The following is a 15,921-nucleotide window of genomic DNA, read 5'->3' as shown; positions in this document are numbered from 1 at the left end:
GGGCGGCATTGCCGCCCCGGCGGGAAAAAGCGCCCTCGTCACAGAATACGGTTCAGCCTGAAACTTCAACCATTCATGCTTTGAAAATGCGCCAGCATCCGCTGCGCATCCGGCACCACGCCGCTGAACAATTCAAACGCCTTCACCGCCTGAAACACCGCCATGTTGCCGCCATCCAGCGTCCGGCAACCCAGGGCGCGGGCGTTGCGCAGCAGTTCGGTTTCCAGCGGAAAATAAACGATCTCCGCCACCCACAACTGTTTGCGAAGCAACGCCGCCGGCACCGGCATGCCCGGCAGTTTTTTCATGCCCATGGGCGTGGTGTTGACCAATCCGTCGGCCTGCGCCAGCGTGCTTGGCAGATCATGACCCGCCACCGCGCGGCCCGCGCCGAAATGCTGATTAAGGTTGTTCGCCAGCGCCTGAGCGCGACTGTTGTCCACATCGAAAATGCTCAGCAGTTGTACGCCTTCGCTCAATAACGCGTGGGCCACCGCTGCACCGGCCCCTCCGGCGCCCATCTGGACGACACGGTCAACGGCAACGCCCTGCAGACCACGCCGAAAACCTTCGGCAAAGCCCAGGCAGTCGGTGTTGTGGCCGATGCGTTTACCATCTTTCAACACCACCGTGTTCACCGCACCGATGCCGCGCGCTTCCGGCGACAATTCGTCGAGCAAAGGGATGATCGCCTGCTTGCACGGAAAGGTAATGTTCAGACCGGTGAAATTCATCCGCTCGGCCGCCATCAGCAAGTCGGGCAGGGCACTGCTGTCGAGATTGAGCTGGTCGAGGTCGATCAGGCGGTAGAGATAACGCAAACCCTGGGCGTCGCCTTCATGCTCATGCAGCGCGGGAGTACGGGACGCCTGAATGCCGGCGCCGATCAGCCCGGCCAGTACAGCGTTGTTCTGAGTCACGACGTTCACCCCTTCAAGCGCAGGCTGAAATGTTCAAGCGCCAGGCGATAGCCGTGGCTGCCGAAACCGGCCATCACCGCGGTGGCAATGGCCGACACGAAGGAGTGGTGGCGAAAAGGTTCGCGGGCGTGGACGTTCGACAGGTGGACTTCGATCACCGGCAGTTCGCAGGCGACCAGGGCATCGCGAAGGGCAACCGAGGTGTGGGTCCAGGCGGCCGGGTTGATGACAATCCCGGCGCAACGGCCGCGGGCGGCGTGAATCCAGTCGAGCAATTCGCCTTCATGGTTGGTCTGGCGAAACTCGACTGCCAGGCCGAATTCTTCGGCGGCACGGCCGCACAACGCTGAGATGTCCGCCAGGGTTTCGTGACCGTAAGTCGCCGGTTCACGGGTGCCCAGCAGGTTGAGGTTCGGGCCGTTGAGCACCAGAACGATAGGGTTCATCGGGGTCTCTCCACTTATTATTGTTGGCATGGACTGATGCTCCAGCCTGTGGAGATAAATTGTACTAAATGGTTAATTTGGTCAATTGAAGGGGTGGCGAACCGGGCTTTTGTGTGCGGTGATCGGACAATTGCAAAGATTGCAGCCTGGGCAGCTCCTACAGGAAAACGCATTCCACTGTCGGCGCTGCCGAAGGCTGCGATCTTTTAGCGCGGCATATGCTCAACCAGAAAATCGATAAACGCCCGCAGCCGAAGTGGCACATGACGGCTTTGTGGATAGAGCAGGGTGAACGGCCGCGAGCGTCCGCCATAAGGCTTGAGGAGTTCCACCAGCGACCCCTCGGCCAGTTCGTGTTCGACGATGAAACGATAGGTCTGGAAAAGCCCCGCACCGTGTTTGGCAAGCGTCACGCCGCCTAATACATCGTCGGAACAGCTGAAATTGCCCTCGGCCTGAATCTCGCGTTGCTCGCCATGGTCGTTGAACAACCAGGCAATCCGCCGACCGCTGCTGGGCAAGTCGTACTGGATGCATTCGTGCTGTTTGAGGTCGTCCAGGGTTTGCGGAGTGCCCGCGCGCTTCAGGTAATCAGGACTGGCAATCATCACCAGTTCCGCGTCCTCAAGCTGCCGGGCAATCAGCCCGGAATCCGGAATCGCCCGTACGCGGATGGCCAGGTCATAGCCTTCGCCGACGAAATCGATGTTGCGGTTGCTGATGTGCGATTCGACTTTGACCTGCGGAAAGCGCTCCCGAAACGCCGGCAGCAACGGCAGGATCCGGTGGTGGGCATACGTTGTGGGAATGCTGATGCGCAAGGTGCCGGAAGGCTCCTGCTGCTGGCCCATCACTTCGCGTTGGGCCTCGACCAATTGCGCCAGCGCCTGACGACATTCTTCGTAATACCGGCGCCCGCTATCAGTCAGTTTGACGCTGCGAGTGGTGCGCGCGAACAACCGAACGCCCAGCCGCTCCTCCATGCGCGACACCGAACGGCTTACCGCTGCGGGCGTTACGCCAGCCACCAGGGCCGCGGCGGTAAAGCTGCCTGCTTCGGCGGCGAGGCAAAACAGCTCAATGCTACCGAGCTGAAGATCGTCGAATGTTCGCTGCATGATTGATTACACCGGGGATCAAATGAAGGACTGTAAACAGTGTTTATCAAATTGGTGAAAGGATTGCTTACCATTTTTGCCCCTGATTACCGCTCCCGTGGCGACGTCAAGCGCTAGCCTGAAGTGCGGGGACTGAATGAAGGTCAGCACCGGTTATCGGATTGATCAAGGAATGGTGAGTCATGAGGCTCAATAACCTAACGGATGGGTTAGTATGAAATTGTTCAGCTACAAAGGGCTTTCAATGGTGATCATGTTGCGCGATGAGCACTGTCCGCCGCACGCGCATGTGGACGCCGGAGCCTGGAGCGCACGCTTCAAATTCAGCTTTTGGCACAACAGTGTCGAGCTGTGGGATGTGGTGCCTCATTCCAACCGGCCACCCATCGCCGTGCTGGAAGGCCTGCGTCAAGCACTCAGACAACCTGCCCACTTGCGTCGCGCTCGCACGATCTGGTGGGAAAAGCTGCGCACGGTGTGCCTCGATCATCAGATATGGGACTGGCGGACCAGCGAAGTCCTGGTGGTGAAAAGGATTGCGAGTACGACTGACATGATTTGCTCGGCTAGCTATGAGCCCGAGACGAACAGGACCTTGCTGGCGCTGTTTGGCGCTTCGGAGGGCGTGGAGATAGAACTATGAAAACGATAGAGGCAGGAATACTGGCCGATCGGCCCGTCAGTGAGGCCGTGTTGGATGAAGCCGTCCGGCGAGGGCAAGTGCGCCACAAAAGCGGTTTGCAGGCGACTGCCGTGACCTTTCTGGAACCGTGTCTGGCCGTCAGTTTCATTGATGGCAGTGGCGTGCTGCTGCCCGTCGAGCACTATCCGGAATTCGACGGTTTCGAGGTCGAGGATTTCGCTGACCTGAAAGTCGGCTTTTCCGGCACCGCCCTTTGCCATGAGGGCAAGGATCTGCATGTGTCCATCGCCGGGATGATCTCCGCGAGCAAGCCACTGATGGACATGGCCGCCTCGGTCATCGCGTCGCGCAATGGTCGCCAAAGCAGCGCCGCCAAGGCTGAGGCTGCGCGGGCTAATGGTCGCAAGGGCGGGCGTCCGCGCAAACCGGATGTCCCCGTTTGAGCACGCACAAAAAAGCCGTCGTACTGACGGCTGTTTTGTATCGGACGAATGCAATCAACGCCGGGTCAACAACACCCCGGATTCCATGTGGTGGGTCCACGGGAACTGGTCGAACATCGCGCATTGAGTAATGCGGTGGGTGTCGTGCAGTTGGGCGATGTTGGCCGCCAGGGTTTCCGGGTTGCAGGAAATGTACAGGATATTGTCGAAGCGCCGGGTCAGCTCGCAGGTGTCCGGGTCCATGCCGGCGCGAGGCGGGTCGACGAAGACGCTGCCGAATTCGTAGCTCTTGAGGTCAATGCCTTGCAGGCGACGGAAGGGGCGAACTTCGTTCAAGGCCTCGGTCAGCTCTTCGGCGGACAGACGCACCAGCGTGACGTTTTCCACGGCGTTTTCGCTGAGGTTGCTCAAAGCCGCGTTGACCGACGTCTTGCTGATTTCGGTGGCCAGCACTTTACGCACGCGGGTCGCGAGCGGCAGGGTGAAGTTGCCGTTGCCGCAATACAGTTCCAGCAAATCGTCCGGACGATCACCGAGGGCGTCGTAAGCCCAGTTGAGCATTTTCTGGTTCACGGTGCCGTTGGGCTGAGTGAACGCACCTTCCGGCTGACGGTAGCTGAAGGTGCGGCCGCCGACTTCCAGTTTCTCGACCACGTAATCATGGCCGATCACTTCGCGTTTGCCTTTCGAGCGGCCGATCACGCTGACGTTCAGGTCTGCCGCCAGTTTCGTGGCCGCCGCGTGCCAGTGTTCATCCAGCGGGCGGTGATAGCACAGGGTAATCATCGCATCGCCGGCCAGCGTGGTCAGGAATTCCACCTGAAACAGCTTGTGGCTCAGGGCGGCACTGGCTTTCCACGCGGCCTTGAGCTGCGGCATCAGCTCATTGATGCGCAGGCTGGCAATGGGGAACTCTTCGATCAGGATCGGCGTGCGTTTGTCTTCCTGGGAAAACATCGCGTAGTGACGCTCGCCGCCTTCACGCCACAGGCGGAATTCGGCACGCAGGCGGAAGTTTTTCAGCGGCGAATCGAACACGGCCGGTTCAGGTGCATCGAACGGGGCCAGCAGGTCGCGCAGGCGCGAGACCTTTTCTTCGAGCTGAACGGTGTAAGCCTGGGAATCAAAAGTCATGCGTTGAACCAACCCAACTTGATCACGAACAGAATCGACAGAATCACCAGCGCCGGGTTCAGCTCACGGCCGCGACCGGACAGCAGCTTGATCGCGGTCCAGGAAATGAAACCGAAGGCGATGCCGTTGGCGATGGAGTAAGTGAACGGCATGGCCAGCGCAGTGACCACGACCGGTGCGGCAACGGTGATGTCGTCCCAGTCTATTTCGGCTAGGCCGGAAGTCATCAGTACCGCGACGAACAGCAGTGCCGGTGCGGTGGCAAACGCCGGAACGCTGGCGGCCAGCGGCGAGAAGAACAGCGCCAACAGGAACAGAATCGCCACCACAACGGCCGTCAGACCGGTGCGGCCACCGGCACTCACGCCGGCAGCGGATTCGATGTAGCTGGTGGTCGTCGACGTACCCAGCAACGAACCGGCCATGGCCGCGGTACTGTCGGCGATCAGGGCGCGGCCCATTTTCGGCATGTGGCCGTCCTTGCCCATCAGGCCGGCGCGTTTGGCAACGCCAATCAGGGTGCCGGAGTTGTCAAACAGGTCGACGAACAGGAAGGCGAAGATCACGCTGACCAGGCCGATGTCCAGTGCACCCTTGATGTCCAGTTGCAGGAAAGTCGGCGCCAGCGAAGGCGGCATCGACACCACGCCGCCAAACGGCGTGAAGCCCAGGGCAATCGAGGCGATGGTCACGACCAGAATCCCGATCAGCACCGCACCGCGTACGGCCAGTGCTTCGAGGGCAACGATCAGGGCGAAGCCAAGCGTTGCGAGGATGGGCGCCGGTTGTTTCAGGTCACCAAGGCCGACCATGGTTGCCGGATTGCTGACAACGATGCCGGCGTTGTGCAAGGCAATCAGCGCCAGGAACAGGCCGATACCGGCGGCGATCGCCGACCGCAGCGGCAGCGGAATGCTGTTGATGATCCACTCACGGATGCGGAAGATCGACAGCAGGAAGAAGCACACGGCCGAGATGAACACCGCCCCCAGCGCCACTTGCCAGGTATGGCCCATGTGGAGGACCACGGTGTAGGTAAAGAAGGCGTTCAGGCCCATACCCGGTGCGAGGGCGATCGGGTAGTTGGCGATCAGGCCCATCGTCGTGGAGCCGATGGCGGCGGCCAGGCAGGTCGCGACAAACACCGCGCCCTTGTCCATGCCGGTCTCGCCGAGGATGCTCGGGTTGACGAACAGAATGTAGGCCATGGCCAGGAAAGTCGTGACGCCCGCTAGAATCTCGGTCCGCACGTTGGTGTTGTGTGCCTTGAGTTGAAACAGCCTTTCCAGCATGTCTGCTCCCCGTGGCGCGCCCGGCGCCGTGAATGTATCGACCTCAACAGCAAAGCACAGACCGCTGCAGGCGCCTGGTAATTTTCTGTCGGTCGGAAAAAGCCGCGCATCATACCAGCAGCGTGGGGCTGTGGCTGCTTATGGCTGTGATCGTCGTCGATGTTTTGCGTTAAAGCCAAGTGCGCCATACTGCGCGCTGGATTTTGGGGGACATGGGGATTGCATGAAAAAGCGTCTGGTTGCCGTATTTGGAGCATTGATTGCCTTGTTGCCGGGGGCGCAAAGCGCTTGGGCTGCTTCGGCGGCACCGTTGAGCCAGGTCCAGGTGCTCAAGGTCGAATCGCCAGCGTGCGGTTTTGAGAGCATTTCGCCGGGGCAAGTGAAAACGGGCTGCGATCACACTGGACCTAACATCAAGGTTTACGTGCTCGAAGTCGGCTACGGTCGTCGCGCGCAAGTCGGGCTGGACGGTTTTGAAGTGAACGGCACCCGGACCCCGGTGTGTGCGTTTGATAACGGCAACCTGACCGAGTGCACCGTCGGCAGAAAAACTGTCGGCTACCTGTATGTTTTCGATCTGGCCGGCAAACAGGAAGGCACCTTCACCTTCAGCAACACGTCCATCAACGCGCCGGGCAACACGATGTCGACGCAGCTTTACATCAAGTAACGGCCCGCTCGAACAAGGGTCAGGAAAGCTGACTACGCTTTAAAGATCATCCTGTGGACTGCGCCCATGACCTTTAGAGCTCTGATTACCCTCGCCGAGGGCATCGATGACCTGCAAACCGTGACATTGATCGATGTGCTGCGCCGCGCCAAGGTCGAAGTGGTGGTGGCCAGCATCGAGGGGCGCCGCATGCTCACCTGTGCCCGCGGCACCCGAGTGACGGCCGATGCGATGCTGGTGGATTTGCTGGCCCAGCCGTTTGATTTGATCGTACTGCCCGGCGGTGCCGTCGGTGCGCAGCATCTGGCCGCCCATCAACCCTTGCAACAATTGATCAAGGATCAGGCGGCGGCAGGTCGTCTGTTCGCCGCCATCGCCGAATCCCCGGCCGTGGCACTCCAGGCTTTTGGCGTCCTGCGTCAGCGGCGGATGACCTGTCTGCCTTCGGCCAGTCATCAACTGTCTGGCTGCAACTTCGTTGATCAACCGGTGGTAGTCGATGGCAACTGCGTTACCGCCCAAGGTTCAGGGGGCGCTTTGGCGTTCGCCCTGACGCTGGTGGAGCAACTTTGCGGCAAGGCGACTCGGCTGACGGTGGCGGGGGAGTTGGTCGTTTAAACGGTGTCAAACCCTGGCTTCTTCCACCGGCACATGCATGCGATCACGGTTGGCCAGCGTCGGGAACAGCTTAATCCACACTCCCGTCACCACCAGCGTGCCGATGCCACCCATGACCACCGCCGGCACGGTGCCAAACCAGTGGGCGGTGAGGCCGGACTCGAACTCGCCCAACTGATTCGAGGCGCCGATGAACAGGCCGTTGACGGCGCTGACCCGGCCACGCATTTCATCTGGTGTTTCCAGTTGCACAAAGGACGCGCGGATCACCATGCTGATCATGTCTGCCGCGCCCAACACCACCAGCACGGCCAGCGAGAACCAGAACGAGGTCGACAGGCCAAACGCGATGGTCGCGACGCCAAATACACCCACCGCGGTAAACATCACCCGACCGACCTTGCGATCCACCGAGAAGCGCGCCAGCCAAAGCGACATCAGCAACGCACCGACTGCTGGAGCGGAACGCAGCAGGCCCAGCCCCCATGGCCCGGTCAGCAGAATGTCCTTGGCGAACACCGGCAGCAATGCCGTCGCGCCACCCAACAGAACGGCAAACAGATCGAGGGAAATCGCACCGAGAATGTCCGGACGGCTGCGAATGAAACGGATGCCTGCCAACAGCGAATCCAAAGTCGCCTTGCCTTTGTTCAGCGGCGTTTGCCGGGCGGGCAGGTTGAGCATCAACAGGCAGGCGATCACATAAAGGATCACGGTCGGCCCGTAGACCCAGACGCTGCCGAAGGCATACAACAAACCACCCAAGGCCGGGGCGACGATGGTTGCCGATTGTTGCGCCGACTGTGCTGCGGCGACGGCGCGGGGGAACAGCGCAGCGGGAACGATGCTCGGCAATAGCGCCTGGGTGGTCGGCATCTCGAAGGAGCGAGCGGCGCCGAGCAGAAATGCCAGGATGAAGATCATTTCCCGGGTGACGTGGCCGGTAGCGCCGCCAATCGCCAGCGTCAGCGCAATCAATGCCTGCAATGACTGACAGATGGCCGCGACTTTACGGCGGTCATAGCGATCGGCGACATGCCCGGTGTGCAACATGAACAGCACCCGCGGGGCAAATTCCACCAGGCCGACCAGGCCCAGATCCAGCACGTTGCCGGTCAGTTGATACAGGTTCCAGCCGATGGCGACAGTGAGCATCTGAAAACCGCTGGCGGTAAACACCCGAGCCAGCCAGAACGCGATGAAAGGGCGATGATGACGTAACAGCAAGGGCGCTTGGCTGGGCATCTGAGGCAGGTCTTGAGCGAGGTGAAGGCCGAGATTATCACCAACCTGTAACCAGAAGTTGCAGAGGCGGGAAATTCAGTTAGCTAGACACCGATCCCGAAAGCGCTGATATCCCACCCATGGTGAGGGGATTTTGTGGCGAGGGGATTTATCCCCGTTGGGCTGCGAAGCAGCCCCGGCATTTCAAAGACCCACCGCGTGTAAAGGGTTGACGACTGCTTCGCAGGCCAACGGGGATAAATCGCCTCACCGCAGATTCCCACAGGAAATGTGCTGCGACTGACTGCGTGGGCTATGAGGCAACCTGTCACGCGGCAAAAGACCACACCGTCCATCGTCAAAAACCGGACTACTCTTTCAGCGATGCTTGATCCAGATCAAAACCTTTCTGGAATTGATCCGGCGGCCAGATGGCCAGATTCCCTGCGTGTGATGTTGCTAAAAGAAGAACGAATTCAAATTCGCCACACTCCATATCCGTGGGGGCAGTGGGTGCAGGCCGCAAGCCTTCAGCCGGTATTACCTGACAGAGGAAGACTTATGTTCGGTTTGGAGGCGCTTGATCTCGCCCGAATTCAGTTCGCGTTCACCATCTCGTTCCACATCCTGTTCCCGGCCATCACCATTGGCCTGGCGAGTTACCTGGCGGTGCTCGAAGGCCTGTGGCTGAAAACCCATAACGACACCTACCGCGACCTGTACCACTTCTGGTCGAAGATTTTTGCCGTCAACTTCGGCATGGGGGTGGTCTCCGGGCTGGTCATGGCCTATCAGTTCGGCACCAACTGGAGCCGATTCTCGGACTTCGCCGGTTCCGTGACCGGGCCGTTGCTGACGTACGAAGTACTGACGGCCTTCTTCCTCGAGGCCGGATTCCTTGGGGTGATGCTGTTCGGCTGGAACAAGGTCGGGCGCAACCTGCACTTTTTCGCCACGGTCATGGTCGCCATCGGCACGCTGATCTCGACCTTCTGGATTCTCGCTTCCAACAGTTGGATGCAGACCCCGCAGGGCTACGAAATCATCAACGGCCAGGTCATTCCAACCGACTGGCTGGCGGTGATCTTCAATCCGTCGTTCCCGTACCGCCTGATGCACATGGCCACGGCCGCATTCGTGGCGACGGCGTTCTTCGTCGGTTCATCGGCGGCCTGGCATTTACTGCGCGGCAAGGACAACCCGGCGATCCGCACCATGCTCTCGATGGCCATGTGGATGGCGCTGATCGTGGCACCGATTCAAGCGGTCATCGGTGACTTCCACGGCCTCAACACGTTGGAGCACCAGCCGGCGAAAATCGCGGCGATCGAAGGCCACTGGGAAAACCACGGCGATGAACCGACTCCGCTGATCCTGTTCGGCTGGCCGGACATGAAAGCCGAGAAGACCAGATTTGCCGTTGAAATCCCGTACCTGGGCAGCCTGATCCTCACCCACTCGCTGGACAAGCAGGTGCCGGCGCTCAAGGAGTTCCCGCCTGAAGACCGGCCGAATTCGACCATCGTGTTCTGGTCGTTCCGGATCATGGTCGGCCTGGGCATGTTGATGATCTTCACCGGTTTGTGGAGCCTGTGGCTGCGCAAGCGCGACAGGTTGTACACCTCGCGACCGTTCCTGTACCTGGCGTTGTGGATGGGGCCATCCGGCCTGATCGCGATACTCGCCGGCTGGTTTACCACTGAAATCGGCCGCCAGCCGTGGGTCGTCTACGGTTTGATGCGCACGGCAGACGCGTCGTCCAATCACAGCTTCCTGCAGATGAGCATCACGCTGATCCTGTTCGTCGTAGTCTATTTCGCGCTGTTCGGCGCAGGTTTGGGCTACATGATGCGTCTGGTGCGCAAAGGTCCGAAGATCGGCGAAGGCGCGGAAACGCCCGAGGGCGGTCCAGGCAAGAAACGTACGCCGGCCCGTCCGCTGTCCGCTGCCGACGATTCCGTCGATGCCGACCACGACCCCAGCCTGCAAAAGGAGATTTGAGTCATGGGTATTGATCTTCCGCTGATCTGGGCCGTGATCATCATCTTCGGCATCATGATGTACGTGGTCATGGACGGTTTCGACCTGGGGATCGGGATTCTCTTTCCGTTCATCCCGGGCAAGACCGACCGTGACGTGATGATGAACACCGTCGCACCGGTGTGGGACGGCAATGAAACCTGGCTGGTTCTGGGTGGTGCAGCATTGTTCGGCGCCTTTCCACTGGCGTATTCAGTGGTGCTCTCGGCGCTGTACCTGCCGCTGATTTTCATGTTGATCGGGCTGATCTTCCGCGGCGTGGCGTTCGAGTTCCGCTTCAAGGCCAAGGACGACAAGCGTCACCTTTGGGATAAAGCGTTCATCGGTGGTTCGATCGCCGCGACGTTCTTCCAGGGCGTGGCCCTGGGGGCGTTCATTGATGGATTGCCGGTGGTCAACCGTCAGTTCGCCGGTGGTTCACTGGACTGGTTGACGCCCTTTACGATGTTCTGCGGCGTCGCACTGGTGGTGGCTTATGCGCTGCTCGGTTGCACTTGGCTGATCATGAAAACCGAAGGCAAGTTGCAGGAACAGATGCATGACCTGGCGCGGCCACTGGCCTTTGTGGTGTTGGCTGTGATCGGCATCGTCAGCATCTGGACGCCGCTGGCTCACCCCGAGATCTCCGCGCGCTGGTTCACGTTGCCGAATCTGTTCTGGTTCCTGCCGGTGCCGATTCTGGTGCTGGTGACCATGTACGGCCTTATTCGCGCCGTGGCCCGTAATGCGAACTACACGCCGTTCCTGCTGACACTGGTGCTGATCTTCCTCGGCTACAGCGGTCTGGGTATCAGCCTGTGGCCGAACATCGTGCCACCGTCGATCTCGATCTGGGACGCCGCCGCACCGCCGCAGAGTCAGGGTTTCATGCTGGTGGGAACGTTGTTCATCATCCCGTTTATCCTGGGTTACACCTTCTGGAGCTACTACGTGTTCCGCGGCAAGGTCACCCACGAAGACGGCTACCACTAGCGCACACCGCAATGGCGCAGGGTTGAAACCCGCGCCATTTCAGAGGAGATCACGATGATGGCTGGCAAACATTCCTTGCAGGAAATCGAAGCAGCAGAGAAAAAACCGCTGTGGCAGCGTCTCGGCTGGCTGGTGATGATCTGGACCGGCAGCGTAGTGGCGCTCTTCATCGTCGCGAGCCTGATGCGCATGTTCATGAATGCCGCAGGCCTGTCGACGCACTGATTCGCAAGATCCCATCCCGATGCCTTGCGGCACGGATTTACAACCCTCCTGCGCTGGAGGGTTTTTTTTTGCCCGGAATTACTTTCGGGCTTTAAGAATCACGAATTTCGGCGTGGCTGCCACTTGTTCAACACCACGGAACAACCGCGCCAGCTTGCTGTGATAACCCAGATGACGATTGCCGACGATATACAGTGCACCGCCCACCACCAGCGCTTCCCGGGCTTGCTGGAACATCCGCCAGGCCAGAAAGTCCCCCACCACTTGCTGCTGATGAAACGGCGGGTTGCATAGCACCACGTCCAGCGATTGTGGTTCCTGCCCGGCCAAACCATCTCCGGGACGCACGATCACGTCCCGATCACCCAGCGCTGCGCGCCAGTTTTCGGCAGCCGATTGCACAGCCATGAAGGACTCGTCCACCAGCGTGTAGTGCGCTTCGGGATTTTGCAGGGCACTGGCGATGGCCAGTACACCGTTGCCGCAACCGAGGTCGGCGACCCGCGCCGCGCCAAGGTTCGTCGGCAAGTGCGGGAGAAACGCCCGCGTGCCGATGTCCAGGCCCTCGCGGCAAAATACGTTGGCGTGGTTGAGCAGCTCGATGGACGGCGTGTCGAGACGATAGCGGGTCGGGTAGGGGGATGTCGCGGGCGCTTTGGCTTCAGCCGTAGCGATCAACAGTCGAGCCTTTTTCACCGCCAATGATGCTTGCACCGGACCAATGTAGCGCTCCAGCAAATCCCCGGCGGCCCGCGGCAGATGCTTGATCATGGCGCCGGCAATCACTTGGGCGCCGGGTGCCAGCTGGTTTTGTAGGCGGATCAGTTGCTCCTCCAGCAGAGCCAGGGTTTTCGGTACCCGGATCAGCACCCGGTCAAACGGGCCGGTGACTGCTTCGCTGGCAGGTACACTCGGCACGGCATCAAATGCCTGGCCGTTGCGGATCAGATTCTTTTCCAGCCCCTGGAAGGCCAGGAACGAATCGCCGCTGGTGGTTACCTGAACCTTGCCTGCCAGGCTGGCAGCCAATGCGCCGAAGCTGTCATTGAGCACCAGCACGCGAGTGTTCGCGGTCGGTTGCTGTTCGGCCAGATGATTGAGCAGGTATTCGTCGGCGGCATCAAACGCTTGCAGCGGTTCGTTCTGCTGTTCGGGCTGGCGGATAAGGTCGAGGCGGGCGAAGGGTGTTTCGAGCAAAGGCATGGGGCGGGGCTCTGGGTAATCAACGGGTTTCCCGCGGCCCAGGGGCGTTGTAGCGGGCGAGGCTCCGAGCGTACTGCGTCGTGAAGGTTCACACGTCAACACTCTGGAGGCGTCGCAGATGGTACGTTTTTTTCTTTTGGATTACTCGCAGGTTTTGATCCTCAACGGATCGAAGTGCTGTCCAGGTAACCGGCCTTGATGGCGGCAATGATTGCCGAAATCTTGTTGCAGACCCCGAGTTTCTCGATGCAGCTTTGCGTGTGGAAATGGACGGTACGGGCACTGAGGTTAAGAATCCTGGCGCTTTGCTCTGCTGTCTTGCCCGTTGCTGCCAGTTCCAATACGGCGATTTCGCGTGGTGAGAGATGCGGGGTTGCCGGTTTTGCCGTTTTTTGGGGCAACGATCGTGCGATCAACTCATGGAGATGACTGGACATGAGCATTGAGAAGCCAAAATTTTCATACACCTCCAATGCGGTGATTGGAGAGTGGCTCCTGGCCAGGCTCAGAATGCTGCACAAACCACTCTTTTCGTCGTGAAATGATTGTGACCAGCCATGCTCCAAACCTTGCGCTACAAGGGCCTCCCACAGTGAAGGAACGTTAGAGAAAAGGTTTTCGCTCCACAGAATGGGCAGCATGGAGTGATTGCAATGGGCTACTACCGGATCGATTGATCTCAGATTCTTTCGTTCATATTCCTGATTCCAGTCGGCCGGATAGTTGTTGTGTCGTACGGTATTGAACTGGTTGTTATTCGTTTGATAAGTAGTTGAAAAGGCAAAAAATTTAAACCCGATGTTTTTCGCAAATCCAAGGGCGATCCGATAGGCGTTTTCTATATCCGTTGTTTTCGACAGTTGATTGAGTTGTGATTCCTTCCATCGCTCCATCTTGTATCTCCATTATCCAATGTTCTCTGGGGTGCAAATTGGATCCGAGATCCAGCACCCAACGAGTGTAGGATGATTCCTACATGCATGGTGAGATTTTTTGGCTTTGTAAACAAGTTAAAAACTAAATATCTGGTTCTAATAAATGTCGATTTGCATAGTATGAAATATTGAATGACAGCCTTAATTTGAATCGTCCGAATTAACCGAATAGTCCGTAAAATTAATGTTTCCGGTGATAGGGGGTTTTGATAATGCGCATTAAAGTCACCACAAATCGTCCGTGTTTAATTCGCATGTTTTGCGGGACACTGGAGCCACCTGTTCAATGGAGCGCCCCATGACCGCCAGCGCAGAAAAATTCACACGCCAGACCCTGCTCGACGTCCAGCCGTTGACCCCGAACCTGTTCACTCTACGCACGACTCGGGATCCAGGCTTTCGCTTTCGTGCCGGACAGTTCGCCCGGCTAGGGGTCACCAAGGCCGATGGCAGCACCGTATGGCGCGCTTATTCCATGGTCTCTTCACCCTATGACGAATTCCTCGAGTTCTTTTCCATTGTGGTGCCGGGCGGCGAATTCACCAGTGAGCTGAGTCGGTTGGGCGAGGGCGATACCCTGCTGGTTGACCGTCAGGCCTTTGGTTACCTGACGCTTGACCGTTTTGCTGACGGACGTGATCTCTGGTTGCTATCCACAGGCACCGGCGTGGCGCCGTTTTTGTCAATCCTGCAGGACTTCGAAGTCTGGGAGAAATTCGAAAGAATCATCCTGGTCTACAGCGTGCGTGAAGCCAGGGAGCTGGCTTATCAGGAACTGATCTCGGGCTTGGCGCAACGTGACTATCTGGCCGAGTACGCACACAAGCTGCAATTTATCGCGACTGTCACGCGCGAGGAGCATCCGGGTGCCTTGAATGGCAGGATCACAACGCTGATCGACAATGGCGAACTTGAACGGGTAGCGGGTGTGGCGCTGACGGCCGAGCATTCGCGGGTCATGCTTTGTGGTAACCCACAGATGATCGATGAAACGCGAAAACTGCTGAAACAGCGCGACATGCACTTGAGCCTCAGCCGACGCCCCGGGCAGGTGGCAGTGGAAAACTACTGGTAAAAAAACGGCGCCACGAAGGCGCCGTTTTTGCGTGCATCAGATCATTCAGGCCGATTGTTCTGGGCCTTCAGCAGATCGCGGATCTCACCCAACAGCTCTTCTTCCTTGGTCGGAACAGGCGGCAGGGTGGGCGCAACGGCCTCTTCGCGCTTCAAGCGGTTGATGGCTTTGACGCCCATGAAGATCGCGAACGCGACGATGATGAAGTCGATCATGCTCTGAATGAATTTACCGTACGCCAGCACCACCGCGGGAATGTCCCCGTTGGCAGCCTTGAGCGTAATGGCCAGGTCACTGAAGTCCACCCCACCGATCAGCAGGCCGATTGGCGGCATGACCACATCGCCGACAAAAGACGAAACGATCTTGCCGAAAGCGGCGCCTATGATGATCCCGACGGCCATGTCGACCACGTTGCCTTTGACCGCGAAGGCCTTGAACTCACTTATCACGCCCATAGGTTATTTCCTTGTTACAGATGAGGTTGGTAATGCAGTGTAAATCAGCCAAAGGCTTCTCGCCCGAAACAACTGCTTACAGAGCTTGCCTGCTATCGACCGGGTCGTCGAAAAAAAGTTTACAAAATGCCATCATCCTTGCGATCTGTCCGTGGTGACCGTTTCATTGCGGGGACGTGCTTTATCGGTGTCAGCCTGTTCGGCCTGCTAATAGTCGGATCGTTTCAAAGTTTGAAAGGGAAGCGGTTGAATGGATGTCGACTTGTTGTATTGAGTAATAGGAGCTCTGAAGTTTTACATTGTTAGTTGGAGTGTATAAGCCGTCGGTTCAGGGCAAGTTGTACATGCTGTTAAATTGCCAGTAAGTTGGTGTGTCTTGCCAAGACAATAATATTGAAGAATATGTTGTACGTTTTCCAAGCGAGATTTAAATGGTTTGTACAGCTTTTCAATGTTGTTGAAAGGGCCGTCCGGATTTTAATGGGAGTGTCGATACGCAAAGTTG

At 58.5% G+C, this 15,921-nt stretch carries 17 protein-coding genes; 8 read left to right on the top strand and 9 right to left on the bottom strand.

Annotated elements, in window-relative coordinates:
- Positions 1 to 65: 65 nt before the first annotated feature.
- The 3 genes from ACM1ZW_RS04975 to ACM1ZW_RS04965 form a co-directional block, all read right to left on the bottom strand.
- Positions 66 to 920 carry a shikimate dehydrogenase gene (locus ACM1ZW_RS04975; protein WP_414882983.1) on the bottom strand — a complete coding sequence of 285 codons (855 nt, stop codon included), beginning with the start codon at positions 918 to 920 and terminating at the stop codon, positions 66 to 68.
- A gap of 5 nt (positions 921 to 925) precedes the next feature.
- Positions 926 to 1,366 (bottom strand): type II 3-dehydroquinate dehydratase, encoded by a 441-nt coding sequence (gene aroQ, locus ACM1ZW_RS04970; protein ID WP_414882982.1) that lies wholly within the window; start codon positions 1,364 to 1,366, stop codon positions 926 to 928.
- A 206-nt stretch (positions 1,367 to 1,572) separates the two neighbouring features.
- A complete protein-coding gene (locus ACM1ZW_RS04965) occupies positions 1,573 to 2,484 on the bottom strand; it encodes a LysR family transcriptional regulator (RefSeq protein ID WP_017340897.1) in 912 nt (303 codons plus the stop codon).
- 214 nt (positions 2,485 to 2,698) lie between these two features.
- Here ACM1ZW_RS04965 and ACM1ZW_RS04960 point away from each other — a divergent pair, with 214 nt between their 5' ends.
- Complete coding sequence (locus ACM1ZW_RS04960; protein ID WP_416740262.1) at positions 2,699 to 3,127, top strand: DUF4160 domain-containing protein; 429 nt, start codon at positions 2,699 to 2,701, stop codon at positions 3,125 to 3,127.
- Complete coding sequence (locus ACM1ZW_RS04955) at positions 3,124 to 3,570, top strand: DUF2442 domain-containing protein (protein WP_416740261.1); 447 nt, start codon at positions 3,124 to 3,126, stop codon at positions 3,568 to 3,570. The genes ACM1ZW_RS04960 and ACM1ZW_RS04955 overlap by 4 nt, the downstream gene beginning before the upstream one ends.
- Before the next feature lie 54 nt (positions 3,571 to 3,624).
- Here the strand turns inward: ACM1ZW_RS04955 and trmA are convergent, their stop codons facing one another.
- Both trmA and ACM1ZW_RS04945 read right to left on the bottom strand, forming a co-directional pair.
- On the bottom strand, positions 3,625 to 4,704 hold the full coding sequence (gene trmA / locus ACM1ZW_RS04950) for a tRNA (uridine(54)-C5)-methyltransferase TrmA (RefSeq protein ID WP_414878332.1): 1,080 nt from the start codon (positions 4,702 to 4,704) through the stop codon (positions 3,625 to 3,627).
- Entirely contained in the window at positions 4,701 to 5,996 is a 1,296-nt protein-coding gene (locus ACM1ZW_RS04945; RefSeq protein ID WP_017340893.1) for an NCS2 family permease, read from the bottom strand. The genes trmA and ACM1ZW_RS04945 overlap by 4 nt, the downstream gene beginning before the upstream one ends.
- Before the next feature lie 223 nt (positions 5,997 to 6,219).
- Here ACM1ZW_RS04945 and ACM1ZW_RS04940 point away from each other — a divergent pair, with 223 nt between their 5' ends.
- Both ACM1ZW_RS04940 and ACM1ZW_RS04935 read left to right on the top strand, forming a co-directional pair.
- Positions 6,220 to 6,666: a DUF4879 domain-containing protein gene (locus ACM1ZW_RS04940; RefSeq protein ID WP_416740260.1), complete on the top strand. Its 447-nt coding sequence runs from the start codon at positions 6,220 to 6,222 to the stop codon at positions 6,664 to 6,666.
- A 66-nt stretch (positions 6,667 to 6,732) separates the two neighbouring features.
- The gene (locus ACM1ZW_RS04935) at positions 6,733 to 7,284 is read left to right on the top strand and encodes a DJ-1 family glyoxalase III (protein WP_017340891.1); all 552 of its coding nucleotides are present in this window, start codon (positions 6,733 to 6,735) and stop codon (positions 7,282 to 7,284) included.
- A 6-nt stretch (positions 7,285 to 7,290) separates the two neighbouring features.
- Here the strand turns inward: ACM1ZW_RS04935 and ACM1ZW_RS04930 are convergent, their stop codons facing one another.
- A complete protein-coding gene (locus tag ACM1ZW_RS04930) occupies positions 7,291 to 8,529 on the bottom strand; it encodes an MFS transporter (RefSeq protein WP_017340890.1) in 1,239 nt (412 codons plus the stop codon).
- Between the two features lie 540 nt (positions 8,530 to 9,069).
- Between ACM1ZW_RS04930 and ACM1ZW_RS04925 the strand changes: the two genes are divergently transcribed.
- From ACM1ZW_RS04925 to ACM1ZW_RS04915, 3 genes are read left to right on the top strand one after another with little or no spacing between them, the layout of a single operon-like run.
- Entirely contained in the window at positions 9,070 to 10,509 is a 1,440-nt protein-coding gene (locus ACM1ZW_RS04925; RefSeq protein ID WP_017340889.1) for a cytochrome ubiquinol oxidase subunit I, read from the top strand.
- Positions 10,510 to 10,512: 3 nt separating this feature from the next.
- On the top strand, positions 10,513 to 11,520 hold the full coding sequence (gene cydB / locus ACM1ZW_RS04920; protein ID WP_017340888.1) for a cytochrome d ubiquinol oxidase subunit II: 1,008 nt from the start codon (positions 10,513 to 10,515) through the stop codon (positions 11,518 to 11,520).
- Positions 11,521 to 11,577: 57 nt separating this feature from the next.
- Positions 11,578 to 11,745 (top strand): DUF2474 domain-containing protein, encoded by a 168-nt coding sequence (locus ACM1ZW_RS04915; protein ID WP_080995174.1) that lies wholly within the window; start codon positions 11,578 to 11,580, stop codon positions 11,743 to 11,745.
- Positions 11,746 to 11,823: 78 nt separating this feature from the next.
- Here ACM1ZW_RS04915 and ACM1ZW_RS04910 read toward each other — a convergent pair whose 3' ends face one another.
- Complete coding sequence (locus ACM1ZW_RS04910) at positions 11,824 to 12,948, bottom strand: methyltransferase (RefSeq protein ID WP_416740259.1); 1,125 nt, start codon at positions 12,946 to 12,948, stop codon at positions 11,824 to 11,826.
- 161 nt (positions 12,949 to 13,109) lie between these two features.
- Entirely contained in the window at positions 13,110 to 13,841 is a 732-nt protein-coding gene (locus ACM1ZW_RS04905; RefSeq protein ID WP_017340885.1) for a helix-turn-helix transcriptional regulator, read from the bottom strand.
- A gap of 340 nt (positions 13,842 to 14,181) precedes the next feature.
- On the opposite strand from ACM1ZW_RS04905, the gene ACM1ZW_RS04900 reads away from it, so the two are divergent.
- Complete coding sequence (locus tag ACM1ZW_RS04900) at positions 14,182 to 14,958, top strand: ferredoxin--NADP reductase (protein WP_017340884.1); 777 nt, start codon at positions 14,182 to 14,184, stop codon at positions 14,956 to 14,958.
- 41 nt (positions 14,959 to 14,999) lie between these two features.
- On the opposite strand, the gene mscL is transcribed toward ACM1ZW_RS04900, so the two are convergent.
- Complete coding sequence (gene mscL, locus ACM1ZW_RS04895) at positions 15,000 to 15,416, bottom strand: large-conductance mechanosensitive channel protein MscL (protein ID WP_017340883.1); 417 nt, start codon at positions 15,414 to 15,416, stop codon at positions 15,000 to 15,002.
- Between the last annotated feature and the right edge of the window lie 505 nt (positions 15,417 to 15,921).

The sequence above is a fragment of the Pseudomonas sp. NFX71 genome (assembly GCF_048079215.1).
Taxonomy (GTDB): Bacteria; Pseudomonadota; Gammaproteobacteria; order Pseudomonadales; family Pseudomonadaceae; genus Aquipseudomonas; species Aquipseudomonas fluorescens_B.
Note: the sequence above shows the minus strand (reverse complement) of the source record. Positions and strands in the feature narration are given on the sequence as shown.

Bases quoted from the DNA above. Each gene is read 5' to 3' on its own strand.
- aroQ (WP_414882982.1), bottom strand. From the start codon at position 1,366: ATGAACCCTATCGTTCTGGTGCTCAACGGCCCGAACCTCAACCTGCTG.
- ACM1ZW_RS04965 (WP_017340897.1), bottom strand. From the start codon at position 2,484: ATGCAGCGAACATTCGACGATCTTCAGCTCGGTAGCATTGAGCTGTTT.
- ACM1ZW_RS04960 (WP_416740262.1), top strand. From the start codon at position 2,699: ATGAAATTGTTCAGCTACAAAGGGCTTTCAATGGTGATCATGTTGCGC.
- ACM1ZW_RS04955 (WP_416740261.1), top strand. From the start codon at position 3,124: ATGAAAACGATAGAGGCAGGAATACTGGCCGATCGGCCCGTCAGTGAG.
- trmA (WP_414878332.1), bottom strand. From the start codon at position 4,704: ATGACTTTTGATTCCCAGGCTTACACCGTTCAGCTCGAAGAAAAGGTC.
- ACM1ZW_RS04945 (WP_017340893.1), bottom strand. From the start codon at position 5,996: ATGCTGGAAAGGCTGTTTCAACTCAAGGCACACAACACCAACGTGCGG.
- ACM1ZW_RS04940 (WP_416740260.1), top strand. From the start codon at position 6,220: ATGAAAAAGCGTCTGGTTGCCGTATTTGGAGCATTGATTGCCTTGTTG.
- ACM1ZW_RS04935 (WP_017340891.1), top strand. From the start codon at position 6,733: ATGACCTTTAGAGCTCTGATTACCCTCGCCGAGGGCATCGATGACCTG.
- ACM1ZW_RS04930 (WP_017340890.1), bottom strand. From the start codon at position 8,529: ATGCCCAGCCAAGCGCCCTTGCTGTTACGTCATCATCGCCCTTTCATC.
- ACM1ZW_RS04925 (WP_017340889.1), top strand. From the start codon at position 9,070: ATGTTCGGTTTGGAGGCGCTTGATCTCGCCCGAATTCAGTTCGCGTTC.
- cydB (WP_017340888.1), top strand. From the start codon at position 10,513: ATGGGTATTGATCTTCCGCTGATCTGGGCCGTGATCATCATCTTCGGC.
- ACM1ZW_RS04915 (WP_080995174.1), top strand. From the start codon at position 11,578: ATGGCTGGCAAACATTCCTTGCAGGAAATCGAAGCAGCAGAGAAAAAA.
- ACM1ZW_RS04910 (WP_416740259.1), bottom strand. From the start codon at position 12,948: ATGCCTTTGCTCGAAACACCCTTCGCCCGCCTCGACCTTATCCGCCAG.
- ACM1ZW_RS04905 (WP_017340885.1), bottom strand. From the start codon at position 13,841: ATGGAGCGATGGAAGGAATCACAACTCAATCAACTGTCGAAAACAACG.
- ACM1ZW_RS04900 (WP_017340884.1), top strand. From the start codon at position 14,182: ATGACCGCCAGCGCAGAAAAATTCACACGCCAGACCCTGCTCGACGTC.
- mscL (WP_017340883.1), bottom strand. From the start codon at position 15,416: ATGGGCGTGATAAGTGAGTTCAAGGCCTTCGCGGTCAAAGGCAACGTG.